Below are 18,694 nucleotides of genomic sequence, written 5' to 3'. Positions count from 1 at the left end.
CGGAGGCAGCCCCGGACCTCGCCGGAGCGGAGGCAGCCCCCGGACCTCCTCATGGCGGCATTGGCATGGACCTGTTCATGATCCCTCGCTAATCTGCGCACCGGCATACCCCGGGGTCTCCCCGGGCCTTGCTGTTCCACCCCCATGACGTTGGAACAACGAAGGGCCGATCCATGAGACGTATCAGAACTCCCCGCGCCGTCCTCTCCGCGCTGCTGGTCAGCGGCGCCCTCGTGGCGGCGGGATCCCTGCCGTCCGCCGCGGCGGGGACCGACGCGCCCGCAGCGGGCAAGCCCGCCTCCGACGGCGTACTGAGCGCGATGCAGCGGGACTTCGGGCTCAGCAAGCAGGAGGCCGAGGCACGGCTGTCCGCCGAGAAGCGCGCCGCCGGCACCGAGAAGAAGGCACGGCGAGCGGCCGGGTCCGCCTACGCGGGCTCCTGGTTCGACGCCGAGACCAAGAAGCTGACCGTCGCCGTGGCCGACAGCCGGAAGACAGCGGCGGTGCGGGCCACCGGCGCGACCGTCGAGCGCGTCGACCGCAGCGCGAAGGCGCTCGACGCCGCCACGGAGCGCATCGACGCGCTCGACGCGCCCTCGGGTGTGAGCAGTTGGCGCGCCGACTGGAAGACCAACCGGGTCGTCGTCGAGGTCCGCGAGGACCGCCGGCGCGACAACGATGTCGAGGACTTTCTCGCCAAGGCCCGTCGCGCCGGCCCACTGACCGTGCGCACGACGGAGCATTCCCCCACGACCTTCGCCGCCGGCACGGTCGGCGGAGACCCGTACTACACGGGCAACGTCCGATGCTCCATCGGCTTCTCGGTGCAGGGCGGGTTCGTCACGGCCGGGCACTGCGGGGGCGCGGGTCAGTCGGTGAGCGGCTGGGACGGCAGCCACATCGGCACCTTCCAGGGCTCGTCCTTCCCCGACAACGACTACGCGTGGGTCAACGTGGGCAGCGGGTGGTGGACCGTCCCGGTCGTCCTCGGCTGGGGGACGGTCTCCGACCAGCTCGTGCGCGGCTCGACGGAGGCCCCGGTCGGCGCCTCCATCTGCCGCTCGGGATCCACGTCCCACTGGCACTGCGGCACCGTGCTCGCGAAGAACGAGACCGTCAACTACAGCCAGGGCGCCGTCCACCAGATGACCAAGACGAGCGCGTGCGCCGAGGGCGGCGACTCGGGCGGCTCGTTCATCAGCGGTGACCAGGCACAGGGCGTCACCTCCGGCGGCTGGGGCGACTGCACCGGCGGCGGCGAGACGTGGTACCAGCCCATCAACGAGATCCTCGGCCGCTACGGCCTGACCCTGCACACGGCCTGACCCCTACCACCCCCGTAACCCCCACCCCACGCGCCCCGGCGCCCTCGCACCGGGAAGCCGCGAGTCCGGCGCATCCGGGGGCGCGTGGGGTGGCTCCGCTTGACCGGCACCGCGCCGGGCCCGGGCAGGCACCCGGCCCGGCGCGGTGCCGTCGCGGTGCCGGGTGCGGGAGGAGCGCGAGAGGAGCGCGGGCAGTGCCGTTAGCCGCGCTGCCACGGCTCATCTAGCCTGGCTGCACGGTGCGCGCGGCCCGCACGGCGCCGGGAGGGTACGCCGCTCCCGGACCGCGCACCACCGGCCGGCACGAACAACACGAGCGCGGGAGAACCGTTGTCCCGGAACACGGAGGAAGACGCCACCGGCGCGGGAGGCGAGGAGGAGCACACCCTCGCGTCCGGCTCGTCTCCCGCCGCGAGCCGGCGCGGACACTGGCGCCGCGCACGCTGGGTCGTCGCGGCACGGGCCCTGACAGCGGTGCTGGCGGTGCTGTGCGTGACGGTTCTGGCAACGGTCAGCACCCTGCGCACCACCGCCCTGGACCGCGGCTACTACCAGCAGGTGCTGGACGACGAACGGGCCTACGACAGGCTCTACGACGAGGTGCTCGTCGATCCGGAGGCCCAGCCGGTCACCCGCAGCCTGCTGGCGCGTCTGCCGGTGCCCGAGTCCGTGGTGACCGCGAACCTGAAGACGGTACTGCCGCCCGCGACCGTACGGGAGTTGACGGACGAGCAGATCGCGGCCGTCACGGCCTATCTGCGCGGTGAGACGGACACCCTGGCCGTCTCGGTCGATCTCACGCCCGTGCTGGCGAATCTGGACAAGCTCGCGGAGCTGTACCTCAGCGGACTGGTGTCCCAGGCACAGGGCAGGGAGAAGGCCGACTTCCCGGCAGCCGTCAAGAGCGTCGAGGCGGCGCTGGAGGACGTGGCCGCCGGGCGCCGCCCCGCGGATCTGCCCACCGTCGAGCTGAGCGACTCGGCCGTGAAGAACGTCAGCGAACTCCTGCTCTCCGCTGTGCCGAAGGGCGAGCGGGCGGCGCTCCGACCGCAGATCGAGGCGGCGCTGGGGGTGGGCGACGTCGCCACGGCGCTGGCCGCGGCGGGGCCGCACCTGGTCGGCGGGCGTGCCGGGGACGGCGCGCAGGAGGGCGAACGGGAGCTGCTGCGCCTCACCGAGGGCGGCCGGTGGAACGTCGTGGACGACTTGGAGAGCACCGGGATGCACCTGGGCGCTCTGCAGTCCGCCCAGGACGTCACCCGCCTCGCGCTGGGACGGGTCTACACGCTCGCCGTCGTCCTCGGCGTCCTGTCCGTCGCCTTTCTGTGGATCACCGGGCCTCGCCGGCGGCTGCGCAGGCTGCGCACCATCGGCTGGAGTCTCGCGGCGGGGGGTCTGCTGACGGCGGGCCTCTTCCAGGCCGTGCGGTGGAAGGCGGACGGCCTGTGGGGGCAGGCGCCCGGGTCGTGGCCGCCGTCGCTCGCGGCTCTGGTCGAGGATCTGGAGAGCACGGCGCTTGAGACCCTGACGCTCGCGGGCTTCTCCGCCGCCCTCGTCCCGCTGGTGGCCGGGTTGTCGATGGCCGCGCTGTCCTCGGTGCGACGGCGCCCTCGGGCCGCGCGGTCGCTGACCGCCCGCGGCCGTACCAAGCTGCTGGCCGGGATGTCCGCGGTGACGACCACCGCGGTGGTCCTGGGCGTCACGTTCGTACCGGCTGCCGCCAGCGGCTCCGAGGAGATGTACTGCAACGGCTCCCGCCAGTCGTGCGAGCTGCGCTACGACCAGGCCGCCTACGTGGCCACCCACAACGCGATGTCGACGACCGCCGACCGCTTCATCAGCCCGCTCCAGGACGGCGACATCACCGCGCAGCTCGACAACGGCGCCCGTGCGCTGCTCGTCGACACCCACACCTGGGAGCGGCCCGACCAGATCGCCGAGCGGTTGAAGCTGTCGGAGTTCGCGCCCGACATGCGCGAGGAGATCACCGGTCTGCTCGACAGGTCGCACCAGTCCAGGCCGGGGCTGTGGCTGTGCCACGCCGTCTGCCGGGGCGGCGCGATCCCGCTGGTGGACACCCTGCGCGACATCGGGTCCTGGCTCGACGAGCACCCGGGAGAGGTCGTCACCCTGATCGTCCAGGACGGCATCTCCGGTGAGCGGACGGCGTCCGCGTTCCACCAGGCCGGTCTGGACCGGCTGCTGTTCACCCCCGACGACGATCCGCAGGCGGCCTGGCCGACGTTGGGGCAGATGGTCGAGGACGACAAACGCCTCGTCGTCTTCGCGGAGCACGCCGACGGTCCGGCCGACTGGTACCGCAACTTCTACCGGTACGGCATGGAGACGCCCTACGCGTTCGCCAGGCCCGAGGACATGACCTGCGAGCAGAATCGCGGCGGGGAAGGCAAGCGCCTCTTCTTGATGAACCACTTCATCACCAGCGGCGGCGGCAGCAGAATCGACGCGCGGCAGGTCAACGCCGAGGACTTCGTCCTGGACCGCGCCCGGCGCTGCGAGGCCGAGCGCGGCCATCCGGTGAACTTCGTCGCCGTCGACTTCGCCAACCTCGGTGACGCCGCGGCCGCCGTCCACACCCTCAACGCCCGCCGCGACCCCTGAGGGCGGCCCGTGGCCGGTGCTCGCCCCGTTCCCGCCGCCTGCGTGGGGGGTCCTGTCGTCTGGCTCGTTAGAGTTGCTCCTTGTGGTGGAGGTCATTGAGCGGCCGGGGCGACGGCTGACCAGCGCTTCGCCGCAAGGACGAGAGCCGGGGTGCGGGCGGGATCTCACCGTTGGTCCGCTATGCACAGTTTTGATACGCCACGTTCCGTCGCGAACTTTTCCGCCGGGCCGGGCATCGGACTCCGTGTACGGCACGGGGGCCGCCTGAGTCAGGGGGCGGCGGCTGTCCGTGCCCGGCGCACGGTTCGCGACGAGATGATCAGGAAAGGACGGCAGTGAGGGAACAGCAGAAGCACACCGCGCGGGCGACCGGGCGGGCCGACGAGGCGGGGGCCGCCGCACGGCGGGTCGCGAGGGGACCGCGCCTCGCGACGGTCGCCGCGGTGGGTCTGGCCGCAGCCCTCCTGACCGGATGCGGCGGGGAGGGGGCGGACGCGTCCGCCCCGAAGAAGGTCAACGGAGAAGCAGCACCCGCGCCGGGTGACTCCCCCGGGGACAAGTCCGCGAAGAAGTCCGCCTCCCCCTCCGAGTCGTCGCGCTCCGAGGACGGGAAGGCCGGGAAAGGCAAGGAGTCGACAGACTCGCCGGGCAGCGGCGGCTCGGGCTCCTCCGGGGAGGAAGAGGGGTCGGGGCCCGGAGAGGGGTCGTCCGGCACCGGGCCGTGCAAGACCTCGGGGCTCGCTTTCAGCAGCTCGCCCGGCATGGGCGAGGGCACGATGCTGGTGAACATGCGGAACACCGGCTCGGCCGCGTGCACGCTCCACGGCTTCCCGGGAGTCGATCTGCAGACGCGGGAGGGCTCTCTCAGCGCCAACCGCAACAACGCCCCGGCTCCGTCGGTCAGCATCGAACCGGGCGAGGAGACCCGCTTCACCCTTCACTACCCGCCGAACGACACCGGTGGCAGCGGGGTGACCGTCAACAGCCTGACGGTCACCCCGCCCAACGAGACCGCCTCGCAGTCCGTACCGGCCACGATCAACCTCCCCGTCACCGACGGGTCCGGCCCCGGGGTCACGGTCGGCCCTGTCGGCGCCGGCAAGTGAGCGCACCGGGCGGCGTCGGGCCCGGCCCGGTGGGCGGCCCCTCGGCCCGCCGCGGGAGCGGCCCGCACCGTGCGGGGCCGGCTGCCGCGCCGTGCGTCTGACGGCGCCGGCAGCGGTACCCCGCCGGGTCACAGGCGCCGGGAGACCTCCTGGGCGGCCTGGCAGACGGCGGGGGCGAAGCCCGGCAGCTGCTCACGGGTGACGAGAAAGACCAGGGACGAGACGGAGACCGCGCCCATCGGGTAGCCCTCGGGGTCGAGGACGGGGGCGGCGAGTGAGCACACGGCCTCGTCCGCTTCCTCGTACTCGGTGGCGTAGCCCCTCTTGCGTACGAGGTCGAGCTCCACGCGCAGCCCGTCTGGGTCCGTGAGGGTGTGCGGGGTGCGGGCGGGGAGTCCCGCCCGGTCCAGGAGGTTCTCGGTCTCGGCCTCCGGCAGGTGTGCGAGCAGCACTTTTCCCGCCGCGCTGGCGTGCAGCGGCAGCGGCGTTCCGACTTCCGTGGCGATGCGGTAGGCGTGCCCGGGGTCGACTTTGTGGGTGTATGTGGCGTGGTCGCCGCTGAGGACGGCGAGGTGCACGGCCTGCCCGAGCCGCTGTTGCAGAGCGCGCAGTACGGCGTCGATGCCGACGGAGTCGTCGGAGAAGACCTGCGCGGCCAGTGCCCGGAGTTGGAAGCCGACGCCGTAGCGCCCGTCGCCGTCGGCGACGACGTACCCCTCCTCCGTCAGGGTCGCGAGGATGCGGTGGGTGCTGGCCTTGGAGACGCCCGCGCACTCGGCGATGTCCTTGAGGCGGTGCGGGAGTTCGGGCCGTGCGACCGCTTGGAGCACGCGGAGTGCCTTGGCGACGGCGTTGCCCGCGGACACCGACTTCTCACGATCCATTGACCCTCCGTACGCCATCTGATTAGTTAGCAAACGATCCGCTGAACGGAACGCCAATCCATTCTACGGAACGCTTGGCGTACTCCGACCACCGCATCGTGCCCTTTTCACCACGCCCGCGAAAGGCGGCCGTGCATGTACGAACTCCTCGTTTCCGGCGGTCTGTTGGCCGATCCGGAGCGCGGCACCATCCAGCGAGGCGACCTCGCCGTCCAACACGGGAGGATCGCCCGCCTCGGTGCCCCGGGATCACTCGAAGCCCAACAGACCGTGGACGCCACCGGGCTGCTGGTCTCCCCCGGCCTCATCGACCTGCACACCCACGTCTACCCCCGGCGCACCGCGCTCGGCGTACCGGCCGACTCCGCGGGGGTCGAGCGAGGCGTCACCACGGTCGTCGACGCCGGCAGCTGCGGCAGCGACGACTGGGCGCACTTCCGCGACCACGTGATCGCCCCCGCCCGCACCCGGGTACGCGCCTGGCTCAACGTCTCCCGGCACGGGCTCGTCCAAGGCCACGCCGAACTCTCCGGCGGCCGCCGCGACCTGGACCCGGAGGCGAGCGAGGCACTGCTGCGCGCCGAGCCCGGGACCGTGTGCGGACTCAAGATCCGGATGAGCCGTTCCGTCCTCGGCGACAGCGGCCTCGCGCCGCTGCGCGCCGCCAAGGAACTGGCCGGCGCGCACGGCCTGCCCGTCATGGTGCACGTCGGCAACGAGCCTCCCGCCCTGGGTGAGGTACTGGAACTGCTCGGCGACGGCGACGTGGTCACCCACGCCTTCCACGGCAAGCCCGGCGGCCTCTTCGGCACGGGACCCGAGCCACTCCCCCAGGTGTGGGCGGCGCTGGAGCGCGGCGTACGGCTGGACGTCGGACACGGCAGCTCCAGCTTCGCGTTCCGCACGGCCCGGCGGGCCCTGGCCGCCGGCATCAGACCCTGGACGGCCAGCACCGACCTGCACAACCGCAACACAGGCGGCCCCGTGCACTCGCTCACCGAGACGCTGAGCAAACTGCTGGCGCTGGGAATGCCGCTCACCGAAGTGCTGGCCTGCGCGACCTCGCGGGCGGCCCGGGTGCTCGGAGCCGGGGACGACCTCGGCACGCTGCGCCCCGGCGCGCTCGCCGACCTGAGCCTGCTCGAACTGCGAGACGGCCCTGTGACGCTCACCGACGCGGACGGCGAACAGTACGAGGGGGATCGCGGCCTCCTGCCGCGCGGCGCCGTCGTCGCGGGCCGGCCCCACCTGGTCGCCCACCGGGAGGAGACGGTATGACCCCCGCCCCCGGTCGCGCCGCCGAGGTGCTGGAACGGCTGGCGGCCAACGTCGCCGACACCACGCCCGTCGGCGCCGAGGACCGCGCCGAGCTCGACGAGTTGCTCCCCCTGATCCTGCTGCACGCCCGCCAGGAGCACGTGCGCCTGGACGACGAGAGGCTGCTGGCCCTCGCCGTGCACGCGCTGGCCTTCGTCAGACGGGTCCGCGACCGCGAGAGCCTGCCGGAGCTCGACGGCCTCCTCTACGACGAAGTCCCCACCGCCCGGCTGGCCGCGGCCAGGCGGCTCGTCGACGCCTTCTGCGGCCCCCGCTCCTTCACCGCGCCCGACAGCGAGGTCCTGCTGTTCGCGCTGCACTTCGAGGTGGCGCACGCGTCCGCTTCCGAGACCCACTGAAGACACCAGGAGACACACATGAGCGTCAAAATCGTGATCGGGCACCGGCTGGGCAAGGGACAGGCCGTCGCCGACGGGGTACGGGCCGCGGGCGCCGAACCCGTGCTGATTCCGGGGCCCGGCGCCGACATGAAGGTCGGGGACGTCATGGCCGCGGAAGGCGCCGCACTCGGCATCTCCTTCTGCGGCAGCGGCGGGGCCGGCGCGGTGACGGCGAAGGCCAAGTACGGCCACGACATCGAGTTCGGCATGCGCACGGCCCAGGCGGGCGTCACCGCCGTCGAGCAGGGCCGCACCGTCCTCGGCTTCGGTTTCCTCGACAGCGAGGAGCTGGGCTACGCGGTCACCGAGGCGCTGCTGAAGAAGCTGGGGGAGACCGCATGAAACACACCCGGCACATCCTGCGGCTCACCGGCACGGGCCCGACGCGCGACAAGGCGTTCGCCGACGCGATGGCCCGGGTGCGGCAGGCCGCGGGCGAGCGCACCACCGGCGTGTGCTTCCGCGTGGAGCCGGTGGACCTGGAGGTCGTCGAGGCCGTCGAGCACCGCTGGCGGGAGCGCTTCTTGGGCCTGCTGTTCGCCCGTACCAGGTCCCGCTTCTCCCTCACACTCCGGATAGAGGTGCGGGTCGCGGCGCTGGATCTGGACGCGGTCGACTTCACCGTGCGCGAGGAGCGGCTGACCCCGCTCCAGCACGCGCTGCGCATGAGGTGAGACGGCCGTGAACGAGACCCTCACCATCCTGCTGGAATCCATGGTCATCGGCGCCCTCATCGGCTTCGGTGCCTCCGCCGGGGTGGCCCGCATGTTCCACGCGCCCAAGGTGCAGGGCATGGGCGCGTTCCGGACGCTGGGCGAGCTGAACGCCTGCGAGAACGACCCGGTGGCGCACTTCTCCTTCGGCTTCGGGTTCTTCTTCAACGCCTGGGCCAGCGCGGTCGGCACCGGCGCGCTGACCTCCGACGTGGACCACCGCATCGTGCCGCACTGGGCGGCCGCGCTGTCCATGACCCGCAACCGCAACCTCGCCGAGACGCTGCACAACCCCCGGCGCATGGCGTTCTTCGGCGCGGGTGTCGGCCTCGTCCTGGTCTCGGTGCTCAACACCACCGCCGCCTCGATCCCGCACTCGCTGCAGAAGGTCGCTGCCGAGGTGCTGGGGCCCGCGTCCGAGTGGCTGATCAACCCCGTGATGCCCATCGTGTTCTGGATGGCGGCCGTCGACGCGGGGCGGCGCACCGGCGGCTGGGGCACCGCGCTGGGCGGCCTGGCGCACGTCGTGATGGGCAACGCCGTGCCCGGGATCGTGCTCGGCATCGTCGTCGGCAAGGCCCTGGACGACCTGGGGCGCACCCGGGTGACCCGGGTGCTGGTGGGCGCCGTCGTGGCCCTCTTCGCGGTGAGCGCCCTGCTGCGCGGGGTGGACATCCAACTGCTCCAGCAGATGAAGGCCGACGTACCGCACTGGCTGAGCCGCTTCCACGACGCGACCGGCACCACCCCGACGGACTGAGAGGCAGGAGCACAGGCATGGCGCACGCGGATTCCGGCGCGACTCCCGGCGCGGCGACCGCCGCCTCCGGCGCGCAGCGCACCCCCGCCACCACGTCGAAAGCCCTCAAGATACCGGGCGAGGGCAGCTTCTGGCTCTCGGAGTGGGCCTTCCCGCTCTTCGTCGCCACCCTCGCGGCGGGCATCTTCACCGGCACACACCTCTACTACGTCTACCGCACCGGCACCTTCAGCGACGTCGCGGTCACCGCCCTCCTCAAGGGCGGTATGGAGAACGGGAGTTACGGGGCGGCGGCCGCCTTCGGCGCGGGCTTCCTCTTCGCCCGCGTCATCGAGGGCCCGATGGTCGGCATCCTGGACATCGGCGGCTCTCTGCAGACCGGCGTGGGCATCGGTATCCCCGCCATGCTGCTGGCGGGCGGCGTCACCGCGCCTTTGGAGCACTTCTGGCTGGCGCTGCCCACCGGCGCGGTGATCGGATTCGCGATCGGCTGCGTGATCCTGCTGATCCGCCGCGCGACCGTCAACTCGACCGGCAACACCTCCACCTTCGGCGCCGACGTCATGATGGGCGCCGGCAACTCGGCGGGCCGCTATCTGGGACCTCTGGTCATCATCGCCGCCGCGACGGCCTCCATCCCCGTGGGGCTCGGCTCCACCCTGGGCGCGCTGCTCTTCTACTGGTGGAAGAAGCCGCTGACCGGCGGCGCCATTCTCGGCGCGATGCTCTTCGGCCTGTTCTTCCCCCTCACCGGCAAGTGAACTCCCCCGTCACGACAGCGGAGAAAGGCACCATGACCGACTCCCTCTCCCCTTCCCCCACCCCCGCTCCCCCGCCCTCCCTGTACGAGGAACTGGGCCTGGCCCCCGCCCTCAACGGCAACGGCAAGATGACCGCGCTCGGCGGCAGCAGGCTCAGCGACGGGGTGATCGCGGCGATGGCCGAGGCCGCACGCAGCCACGTCGTGATGGACGAGCTGCTCGTGGCGGCGGGCCGGGACCTGGCGGCGGCGACCGGCAGCCAGGACGTCTGTCCCACCACGGGCGCCGCGTCCGGTATCGCCCTGGCCGTCGCCGCGCTGATCGCCGGCGAGGACCTGGCCAGGATCGAGGCACTGCCCGATCCGGGCGGCAGGCCCCACGAGGTCGTCCTGCCCAAGGGGCACGCGGTGCACTTCGGGGCCCCGGTCCGGCAGATGATCGCCCTCGGCGGCGGCAGGCCGGTCGAGGTCGGCTCGGCCAACAAGGTGCGCGCCGCGCACCTCGCCGGGGCGATCGGGGAGCGCACGGCGGCGCTGCTGTACGTCCAGTCGCACCACGCGGTCCAAAAGGGCATGCCGTCCCTCGCGGAGGTGGTCGCGGTGGGCCGGGAGTACGGGGTGCCCGTGATCGTCGACGCCGCGGCGGAGGAGGACCCGCGGGCCTGGACCTCGACCGGCGCCGACCTGGTCGTCTTCAGCGGCGGCAAGGCTCTCGGCGGCCCGACGTCCGGCCTCGTCTGCGGGTCCGCGGAGCTGGTCGCCGCCTGCCGGGCCCAGTACGGCGGCATCGGCCGGCCGATGAAGGTCGGCAAGGAGACGGTGCTCGGGCTGGTGCGCGCGGTGCGGGAGCACGCCGCGTCCTCGGAGGGCGGTCAGGATCTCCGAAAGGGCCAGGGCGTCCACCACGACCGTATGGCACGGCTGGCTGCCCGGCTGGACACACTGGCAGGCATCACGGCCCGCGTCGTGCCCGACGAGGCGGGCCGCGACATCCACCGCGCACAGCTGCTGGTCGATCCGGTGCGCGCGGGACGGGACGCGACCGGGCTGGCGGCCGAACTCGCCGCGGGCAGCCCGCCGGTCTTCCTCCGCGACCACCACGCGGGCTCGGGCCGCCTGGCCGTGGACCCGCGCTGTCTGACGGCGGACGAAGAGGAGGCGGTGGTGCGCCGGCTGACGGAGCTGCTCGGTGCCGCCCCGCAGAACTGACCCCGGCCGAGACGCACCGATCTCAGCTGAACCGCTCCCTCCCAGTGCACGGACGCCCCGGCGGTCGCCGCGCACGCACTGCCCCCGCGGCACAAGACACCCACACATGCAAGGAGATCATCCCGTGATGACGGTCGAACGACGCCTCAAGGTCACCGAAGCGGCCGGTCTGCACGCCCGCCCGGCGGCGGCCTTCGCCCAGGCGGCCGCCCAGGCGGCGGCCGAGGTGACCGTCGCCCGCGTGGACGCCGGGCCCGAGGCGGCCGGTGTCCCAGCGCACAGCGTGCTGTCGCTCATGACGCTCAACATCCGCTGCGGCGACGAGATCGTGCTGCGCGCCAGCGGAGACGACGCGGACAGCGCGCTGGAGACCCTCGTCGGTATCGCGGCCCCCGCATGAGCGCCGCCCGGCAGCCGGCGGCGCCCGGCTCCCAGGACGCACCCGTCGCGGACCTCGGCTCCACCGCCCATCTGTCCCCTGCCCTGCGGTCGGTCATCGACCGGCTGGAGACGGCGCGGATCGTACCGACCGTGCGGGCGCACGACGCGGAGAGCGCCGACCGGCTGGCCCGCACGCTGTGGCGAGCGGGCGTGCGCGCCTTCGAGTTCACCGCGACCACGCCCGGCTGGCAGGAACTGGTCGCCAGGTGGACACGGCAGGAGCCCGGCGTCCTGCTGGGGCTGGGCACCGTGACCTCGGCGTCCGTCGCCGAGTCGGCGCTGGAGGCCGGCGCCCACTTCCTCGTCAGCCCGTTCCAGGTCCCCGAGGTGCGGGGTGTGGTGGACGCGGCCGACCGGCTGTTCGTCGAGGGCGGGCACAGTCCGACGGAGCTGCGGGCCGCCGCGCTGCGCGGCGTCGCCAAGCTCTTCCCCGCTCACGTGGGCGGCCTCGCGTATCTGCGCTCCCTGCGCTCGGTGCTGCCGGGAGCCCGGATCATGGCGACCGGCGGGGTGCGGCTGGAGACCGCCGCCGACTGGCTGGCCGCCGGTGCCTTCACCGTGAGCATCGGCAGGGAGCTGGCCGAGGCCGACGACGTGCCCGCGGCGCTGGAGCGGCTGCGGAAGCAGCGGGCAGCGGGGGCCGGCGCCTGAGTGGGACAACGCGCTCTCAGGCGGCCGGGCTCGGGCCCGGCGGCGAGCCGGGCTCCGCGCGGACCGGGCCGCCGACGCGCGGGCGCCGCCCCCGGGTGGGTCCGGCCGCCGCCCGCGCGGCGGCGGCCACGGTCACCACCGGACGTCGCCGCACAGGTGCACCTCGACCCCCAGCTCGGCGAAGAGCGCCGCCTTGGCGCGCAGCGCCTTGTCCGCGGTGTCCGCGTCCGCGCCGTAGGCCACGTTGAGGTGGTTGGCGCGGTGCCGGGCCATGAACTGGTCGCGGCTGACGCCGTGCAGCACGGCGTGCATGATCGGCCACTGCGGATTGGTGGCGTCCAGCCGCCGCCGGGTCTCCTCCCGCGGCAGCTCGACCGACGTACCGCGGCCGAGGTCGACGTGGAGACGGCCGTTCATCACGAAGACCCGGGACCAGACGATCTCCCCCGGCTTGGAGACGCCGCTGAGGGTGCCGCCGCCGAGCGGGAAGAACATCGGGGGCTGCCGCATGCTGTACGACTTGTCGTAGCCGCCGTTGTGGGAGGCGGGCACCGAACCTGAGATCTCGAAGACCCACACGAACCGGCCCTCGTACTCCTCGCCCCACCTGATGTCGTGCAGCGTGGTGGCCGGGTCGAGGCCCATCGCCGTCCAGATGCGGTTGGTGACCAGTGAGTCGACGGCGACGCCCTCGTCCACCTCGTTGAAGTGCGGCAGCGGCACGCCCGGATACAGCTCGCGGGAGCCGTCCCTGCTGCGGACTGCCGGGCGCTCGACGTTGTTGAGCAGTCCCTCGGCGAGGTCGCTGGCCGGCACGGTGTCCTTGAGCCCCTGCTGGTATTGGATGCCGACCGCGTCGAGCCCGAAGTCGTCGGCGATCCGCAGCGCGGCTATGTACATCCTGAACTGGCTGAGCAGCTGCGCGTCGGTCAGCTCGGTCGCCTCGTCCGTGCCGGTGTGGAACGTCATGCCGGCGTCGTCGAGCCAGTCGCGGACCTGCTGGGCCTCCTCGTCTGAGACCTTCCGCATCTCGGCGACCAGGGCGCTTTGGGACAGGCGCTCCTTGTAGACGCCGAGCGGGTTGAGGAGTTCGTCGTCGATGATGGCGTTGTACATGCCCATGCAGCCCTCGTCGAAGACGCCGATGATCGCCTTCTCGTGGCGCAGCTGCCGGGCGAGCGCCGCGCCCAGTTCCGTCTCCGGGTCACGCGGGAGCGGCGGCAGTGGGCGCACATGGCCTGTGTCGTGGCTGAGCGTTCCGGTCTCCAGCCAGGTGCGCAGCCCCTGCCGGGCCCAGTCGTCGGTGAAGTCGGCGCTCCACAGCACCGAATAGTCACGCCCCGCCTTGGTGAGACTCCCGGCCAGGTTCAGCAGTCCGACCAGCCCGGGGAACTCGCCGCTCCAGTTGGCGACGATCAGGACGGGCCCCCGATGGCTGCGCAGTCCGGCCAGCACGTGGTGGCTGTACTGCCAGACGCCCTCGACGACGATCAGCGGCGCGTCGGGCGGCAGTTGCTTGAAGACCTCGATGCCCGCCCGCTGACTGTCGATGAACCCGTGGCCCTTGTCCGGGTCGACGTCGTGGCCCCGTCGCACGGTCCAGCCGGCGTCCACGACCGCCGCGGCCAGGTCGCTCTCCAGCTTCTCCTGGGTGGGCCAGCAGGTGGTGTTGGCGGCGGGGCGCAGGTCTCCGCTGGCCACGGTGTAGACGGTGTGCGGCGCGGCGGCGGGCGGTTGGCTGGGCGCGGGGAGGGCGTAGGTGGTCATGCGGTCTCCGTTGGTCGTACTTCCGGCCCCGGGCGGGTCGGCGGATCGGAACAGCCGGCAGTCGGCCCCGACATGACCTGGGACAGTGGCAGAAATCGATTTCAAGGTCAAGAGAGCGCACAACAGGGACGGCGCCCCGGCCAAAGCCCTGCGGAAGGGCCCGTATCCGCACCGCCACCGACCGGGGCGAGCCCACCTCTTGACACTCTCGGAGGCCCTCTCTACGTTTCGGTGAAATGGATTTCACGAGCCCGCGCCGCTGACCGGTGCCGCCTCGTTTCCCCGTGCGCCACGGTGCCTGTCCGAGACCGCGGCGCGCGCCACATACCCCACCACGAGGGCAAGAGACGATGACGACCTTTGGACTCGACGGCCTCACCCGCAGGACACACGCGGTGAGCCGTTCCCTCAGCGCCGAGAACCGCACCGGTGCCAAGTCCGGCGGCGGCCGTGCCACGGAAGGCACCGGCGCGGTGGCGGCAGGACGGCTGGGGCCGGGCTGGAAGATCTCCCCCAGCATCGACATCGCCCCCGAAGAGAGCGCGGAGCTCGCCGACATCGAGGGCCCCGGCACCATCCGCCACCTGTGGTGCACCACCGACCCGCACGCGGCCTGGCGCAGCACCCTGCTGCGGATGTACTGGGAGGGCGAAGAGGAGCCGGCCGTCGAGGTGCCGCTCGGTGACTTCTTCTGCAACGGCTGGAACACCTTCAGCCAGGTCTCGTCCGTCCCCGTCGCCGCCAACCCCAACGGCGGCTTCAACGCGTACTGGCCGATGCCCTTCCGGCGCCGGGCGCGGCTGACCCTGGAGAACCTCGGCGCCGAGAAGGTCACCCTCTACTACCAGGTGGACTACGAGTTGGGCGATGTCGAGGAGGACGCGTCCTGGTTCCACGCCCAGTGGCGCCGCAGCCACCCGGTACCCTACGGCGACGTGCACACCCTGCTCGACGGGGTGACGGGCGCCGGATGCTATGTCGGCACCTATCTGGCCTGGGGCACCAACAGCCCGGGGTGGTGGGGCGAGGGCGAGCTGAAGTTCTACCTCGACGGCGACACCTACCCCTCGATCTGCGGCACCGGGACAGAGGACTACTTCGGCGGTGCCTGGAACTTCGACGTCCCCGGCCAGGGCTACACCTCCTACACCACCCCGTATCTCGGGCTGAACCAGATCCTGCGCCCTGACGGGCTCTACCGCAGCCAGCAGCGGTTCGGGATGTACCGCTGGCACGTCCCGGACCCGGTCAGGTTCGGTGCGGACCTGCGGGTGACCGTGCAGAGCCTCGGCATCGGTCCGGGCCAGGGCAACGGCCTGCCGCACCGCTACCGGCACACCAGCGACGACATCGCCAGCACCTCGCTCTTCTATCTCGACGCGCCCGCCTGCGCCTCCCGCCCCGCCACGCCGGATCTGACGGCACTCGAAGTCGACTGACCCCCGTCCCGCCCCCCCGTACCCGTCCCCCTCCCGACAGGAGCGCGCGCATGCTCCACCACCGCGCCGCCGCCGAGCGTGCGGCCGCACCCCCCGGCGCCACCCGCCGCCGGTTCCTCGCCGCGACGGCCGGTGCCGGGGCGGCCGCGGCGTCCCCCGCGCTGCTCACCGGCTGCGGTACGGCCCGCGCCGACACGGGCCGCCTGCGGTTTTGGAACTTCTACGGACCACAGCGCTCGCCCGACCCGGCGGTCAACGCGCAGTCGCAGTGGTTCGTCGACACCGTGGCCCGGTGGAACGCCACCCACAAGACCCAGATCGACCTCGTCTACCTGCCGCGCAACACCTACATCAACGGCTTCAAGCTGCCGTCCGCCTTCGCCACAGGCGAGGGACCCGACGTCTTCCTCCTCTCCCCCGGAGACTTCCTGCGCTACTACAACGGCGGCGTGCTGGCCGACCTGACGCCGCACATGGCCAAGGAGGCCGTCGAGGACTTCGGCTCCGCACTCGACAGCCGCACGGTCGACGGCAGGGTCTACGCCCTGCCCATGGAGGTGGAGCCGCTGGCGATGTTCTACGCCCAGGACGTGTGGGAGAAGGCCGGCCTGTCCGAGGCCGACATCCCCACCAGCTGGGACCGGATGCTCGACATCGGCGACAAGCTGCGCGCCAAGACCCGGGCGGGACTCGTCTTCGAGACCAGCCCCGGCTATCTGCAGAACTTCACCTGGTACCCGTGGATGTGGCAGGGCGGAGGCGAGGTCCTGGACGAGAGCGGCGAGGTCGCCTTCGACTCCAAGGCCACCCGCCAGGCCCTCCAGCTGTGGCAGGACGCGGTGCGGCACGGCATCGCGCCGCGCACCCCTCCCGCCGCCGGCGATGTCATCAGCGGGTTCAAGGGCGGCAACGTCGCCATGTGGCAGCAGGGCATCTGGAACGTGTCGAGCTTCTCGGCGTACGCGCCCGCGTTCAGGTACGGGGTCTTCAAGCTGCCGGTGCCCCCCGGCGGCAGATACCTCACCGCACTGGGCGGCTGGTCCTTCGCCGCGAACGCCCACAGCGGCAACGCCGAGGCCGCGGCCGAGTTCTGTGTCTGGGCACTGGGCTCCATGCAGGACGACGCCGTGGACCGGATGGTGGACTGGTGTGTCGGCGCCAAGTCCGATGTCGCACCGCGCGAGAGCGCGCTGGAGCGCGGCGCGGCCCAGGGCGGCTACGACTCGGCCGTCATGCGGCGGTTCAAGGACGAGATCTTCCCCGGCGGCCGCGCCGAGCCGCGCTATCCCCCGGTCGTCTACAAGGCGATCTCCGACGCCATCCAGGGCACCATGCTCGCCGACCGCGGGGTGGCGGGCGAGACGGAGAGAGCCGCCAGCGCCATCGCCGCCTACACCGAGAGCTACAAGGGGGCGAGCCTGCTATGAGTGGCGTCGTCACACCGGAGCGCCGTGCGACCACCGCACCGGCTGGGGCCTCCAGCGCGTCGAAGGGCCCGCGCCTGCGCCGCGAACGCCGCGAGTGGCTGGCCGCGGGGCTCTTCCTGGCACCCGATGTGCTCGGGCTGCTGGTCTTCGTCGCGCTCCCCATGGTGCTCTCCTTCGCGCTGAGCTTCTTCCAGGTCAGCGGCTTCGGCTCCTACGAGTGGATCGGGCTCGGCAACTACCGGCGGATGATGGGCGACCCGCTGTTCTGGGACTCGATGAAGATCACCGGCCTGTACGTGGTGGTCCTCGTGCCCGTGCTCTTCTGCGTGAGCCTCGGTCTCGGCCTGCTGGTCAAGCAGCGGCTGCCGGGTGTCGGCGCCTACCGCACCGCGCTGTTCATGCCGTACGTCATCAGCCTCGTCGTCGTGGGCGTGCTGTGGAAGTTCCTGCTCGACGAGCAGACCGGCGTGGTCAACCGGGCTATGCGCGCCGCCGGGTTCGACGGCGCGTCCTGGCTGGGCAGTCCGGGGCTGGCTCTCGGCTGCGTCATCGCCGTCACGGTGTGGGTGATGATGGGCTACTACATGATCATTTTCCTGGCCGGGTTGCAGGAGATCCCCCGCGAGTACTACGAGGCCGCGCGGCTCGACGGTGCGGGCCCGTGGACCACCTTCCGCACGATCACCTGGCCGCTGCTGCGCCCCACCAGTTTCTTCGTCCTGTTGATGTCCACGGTCGCCGCCCTCACCGGCGGTCTCGACCTGATCTTCGTGCTGACGAACGGCGGCCCCGCGAACGGCACGTCCCTGGCCATCTTCTACATCTACCAACAGGCCTTCGGCTTCGGAGAGTACGGCTACGCGTCGGCCATGGGCTCGTTCCTGGTGCTGATCATGGTCGTCGTCTCGGCGGTGCTCTTCACGGTCACGAGAGGCGGGAGGTTCGACGATGGCGAGTGATCCCATGGCGGGCAGGCCGGGCGGCGGGCGGGGGCCGGTCTCCTCCCGCGGCGGGCTGACGGTGCTGGCCGTCATCGTGTCGTTGATCAGCCTCTTCCCGGTGCTGTGGATGGTCTCCTCGTCCTTCAAGACCAGGACGACCGTGACCGACGGCAACCCGCTCCCGCGCGACTTCACGCTCGGCAACTTCGTCTACGTCTTCACCGAGGTACCGTTCGCGCGCTACCTGTGGAACAGCTTCTTCACCTCCGCGGTGATCACGGTGGTGGCGCTGTTCTTCCACTCGATGGCCGCCTACGCGCTGGCGCGGCTGCGCTTCCCAGGGCGCGACAGGCTCTTCGGAGCGATCTTCGCGACACTGCTGGTCACTCCCCCCGTCGTGCTGATCCCGCTGTTCATGGTGGCCCGCCAGCTGCACCTGCTCGACAGTTACGCGGGGCTGATCGTCCCGGCCGTCTTCAACGCCTTCGGCATCTTCCTGCTGCGCCAGTTCTACCTCCAGTTGCCCAGGGAGCTGGAAGAGGCGGCGGTCGTGGACGGCTGCGGCCACTGGCGGGTGTACTGGAACATCGTCCTGCCGATGTCCCGGCCCATCCTCTCCGCCCTGGCCATCTTCTTCTTCCTCGCCAACTGGAACGCCTTCGTGTGGCCGCTGGTCGCCACCAGCGACCAGGACCTGACGGTCGTGCAGCTGGGCATCGCCTCGTTCCAGACGCAGTACGGATCCAACTGGAACTACATCCTCGCGGCCGCGACGGTGGCCGCGCTGCCCATGCTGCTGCTCTTCTTCGCCTTCCAGCGGCAGATCGTGGAGTCGGTCAAGACGTCCGGGCTGAAGTGACGGCACGGCGACGGCGCACCGGCCCCCACTGACCGGGGACGACCGGACGGACAGGGTGGCTCAGCGGACTGG

Annotated in this window: 18 protein-coding genes; 16 read left to right on the top strand and 2 right to left on the bottom strand. The window is 71.9% G+C overall.

Annotated features, from left to right (window positions below; translation table 11 throughout):
• Positions 1–173: 173 nt before the first annotated feature.
• From MMF93_RS32160 to MMF93_RS32150, 3 genes are all read left to right on the top strand, one after another.
• Positions 174–1,325 carry a S1 family peptidase gene (locus tag MMF93_RS32160; protein WP_242756743.1) on the top strand — a complete coding sequence of 384 codons (1,152 nt, stop codon included), beginning with the start codon at positions 174–176 and terminating at the stop codon, positions 1,323–1,325.
• Between the two features lie 330 nt (positions 1,326–1,655).
• The gene (locus MMF93_RS32155) at positions 1,656–3,947 is read left to right on the top strand and encodes a phosphoinositide-specific phospholipase C-related protein (protein ID WP_242756741.1); all 2,292 of its coding nucleotides are present in this window, start codon (positions 1,656–1,658) and stop codon (positions 3,945–3,947) included.
• 335 nt (positions 3,948–4,282) lie between these two features.
• On the top strand, positions 4,283–5,053 hold the full coding sequence (locus MMF93_RS32150; RefSeq protein WP_242756739.1) for a DUF4232 domain-containing protein: 771 nt from the start codon (positions 4,283–4,285) through the stop codon (positions 5,051–5,053).
• A gap of 128 nt (positions 5,054–5,181) precedes the next feature.
• Here the strand turns inward: MMF93_RS32150 and MMF93_RS32145 are convergent, their stop codons facing one another.
• Complete coding sequence (locus tag MMF93_RS32145; RefSeq protein ID WP_242756737.1) at positions 5,182–5,937, bottom strand: IclR family transcriptional regulator; 756 nt, start codon at positions 5,935–5,937, stop codon at positions 5,182–5,184.
• A 135-nt stretch (positions 5,938–6,072) separates the two neighbouring features.
• Between MMF93_RS32145 and MMF93_RS32140 the strand changes: the two genes are divergently transcribed.
• The 9 genes from MMF93_RS32140 to MMF93_RS32100 all read left to right on the top strand — a co-directional run bounded on the left by MMF93_RS32140 (position 6,073) and on the right by MMF93_RS32100 (position 12,189).
• Positions 6,073–7,215 (top strand): amidohydrolase/deacetylase family metallohydrolase, encoded by a 1,143-nt coding sequence (locus MMF93_RS32140; protein WP_242756735.1) that lies wholly within the window; start codon positions 6,073–6,075, stop codon positions 7,213–7,215.
• Positions 7,212–7,613, top strand: a complete 402-nt coding sequence (locus MMF93_RS32135) for a hypothetical protein (RefSeq protein WP_242756733.1) — start codon at positions 7,212–7,214, stop codon at positions 7,611–7,613. The genes MMF93_RS32140 and MMF93_RS32135 overlap by 4 nt, the downstream gene beginning before the upstream one ends.
• Before the next feature lie 18 nt (positions 7,614–7,631).
• Complete coding sequence (locus MMF93_RS32130; protein ID WP_242756731.1) at positions 7,632–7,997, top strand: glycine-rich SFCGS family protein; 366 nt, start codon at positions 7,632–7,634, stop codon at positions 7,995–7,997.
• A complete protein-coding gene (locus MMF93_RS32125) occupies positions 7,994–8,329 on the top strand; it encodes a DUF4312 family protein (RefSeq protein ID WP_242756729.1) in 336 nt (111 codons plus the stop codon). Before MMF93_RS32130 ends, MMF93_RS32125 begins: the two co-directional genes overlap by 4 nt.
• A gap of 7 nt (positions 8,330–8,336) precedes the next feature.
• Positions 8,337–9,128 carry a DUF4311 domain-containing protein gene (locus tag MMF93_RS32120; RefSeq protein ID WP_242756727.1) on the top strand — a complete coding sequence of 264 codons (792 nt, stop codon included), beginning with the start codon at positions 8,337–8,339 and terminating at the stop codon, positions 9,126–9,128.
• A gap of 17 nt (positions 9,129–9,145) precedes the next feature.
• Entirely contained in the window at positions 9,146–9,889 is a 744-nt protein-coding gene (locus tag MMF93_RS32115) for a DUF4310 family protein (protein ID WP_242756725.1), read from the top strand.
• 32 nt (positions 9,890–9,921) lie between these two features.
• The gene (locus tag MMF93_RS32110) at positions 9,922–11,097 is read left to right on the top strand and encodes a DgaE family pyridoxal phosphate-dependent ammonia lyase (protein ID WP_242756723.1); all 1,176 of its coding nucleotides are present in this window, start codon (positions 9,922–9,924) and stop codon (positions 11,095–11,097) included.
• A 127-nt stretch (positions 11,098–11,224) separates the two neighbouring features.
• Complete coding sequence (locus MMF93_RS32105) at positions 11,225–11,497, top strand: HPr family phosphocarrier protein (protein WP_242756721.1); 273 nt, start codon at positions 11,225–11,227, stop codon at positions 11,495–11,497.
• Positions 11,494–12,189 carry a bifunctional 4-hydroxy-2-oxoglutarate aldolase/2-dehydro-3-deoxy-phosphogluconate aldolase gene (locus MMF93_RS32100; RefSeq protein WP_242756719.1) on the top strand — a complete coding sequence of 232 codons (696 nt, stop codon included), beginning with the start codon at positions 11,494–11,496 and terminating at the stop codon, positions 12,187–12,189. Before MMF93_RS32105 ends, MMF93_RS32100 begins: the two co-directional genes overlap by 4 nt.
• 132 nt (positions 12,190–12,321) lie before the next feature.
• On the opposite strand, the gene MMF93_RS32095 is transcribed toward MMF93_RS32100, so the two are convergent.
• A complete protein-coding gene (locus tag MMF93_RS32095; protein WP_242756718.1) occupies positions 12,322–13,956 on the bottom strand; it encodes a fucose isomerase in 1,635 nt (544 codons plus the stop codon).
• A gap of 350 nt (positions 13,957–14,306) precedes the next feature.
• On the opposite strand from MMF93_RS32095, the gene MMF93_RS32090 reads away from it, so the two are divergent.
• From MMF93_RS32090 to MMF93_RS32075, 4 genes are read left to right on the top strand one after another with little or no spacing between them, the layout of a single operon-like run.
• On the top strand, positions 14,307–15,395 hold the full coding sequence (locus tag MMF93_RS32090) for a glycoside hydrolase family 172 protein (protein ID WP_242756716.1): 1,089 nt from the start codon (positions 14,307–14,309) through the stop codon (positions 15,393–15,395).
• 50 nt (positions 15,396–15,445) lie between these two features.
• Positions 15,446–16,822 (top strand): ABC transporter substrate-binding protein, encoded by a 1,377-nt coding sequence (locus tag MMF93_RS32085; RefSeq protein ID WP_242756715.1) that lies wholly within the window; start codon positions 15,446–15,448, stop codon positions 16,820–16,822.
• On the top strand, positions 16,819–17,781 hold the full coding sequence (locus MMF93_RS32080; RefSeq protein ID WP_242756713.1) for a carbohydrate ABC transporter permease: 963 nt from the start codon (positions 16,819–16,821) through the stop codon (positions 17,779–17,781). Before MMF93_RS32085 ends, MMF93_RS32080 begins: the two co-directional genes overlap by 4 nt.
• Entirely contained in the window at positions 17,771–18,622 is an 852-nt protein-coding gene (locus tag MMF93_RS32075) for a carbohydrate ABC transporter permease (protein ID WP_242756711.1), read from the top strand. The genes MMF93_RS32080 and MMF93_RS32075 overlap by 11 nt, the downstream gene beginning before the upstream one ends.
• Positions 18,623–18,694 lie beyond the last annotated feature (72 nt).

Source organism: Streptomyces tubbatahanensis, from assembly GCF_022699385.1.
Classification (GTDB): Bacteria; Actinomycetota; Actinomycetes; order Streptomycetales; family Streptomycetaceae; genus Streptomyces; species Streptomyces diacarni.
The sequence above is the reverse complement of the archived record's forward strand: the minus strand, read 5'-3'. Positions and strand labels throughout refer to the sequence as shown.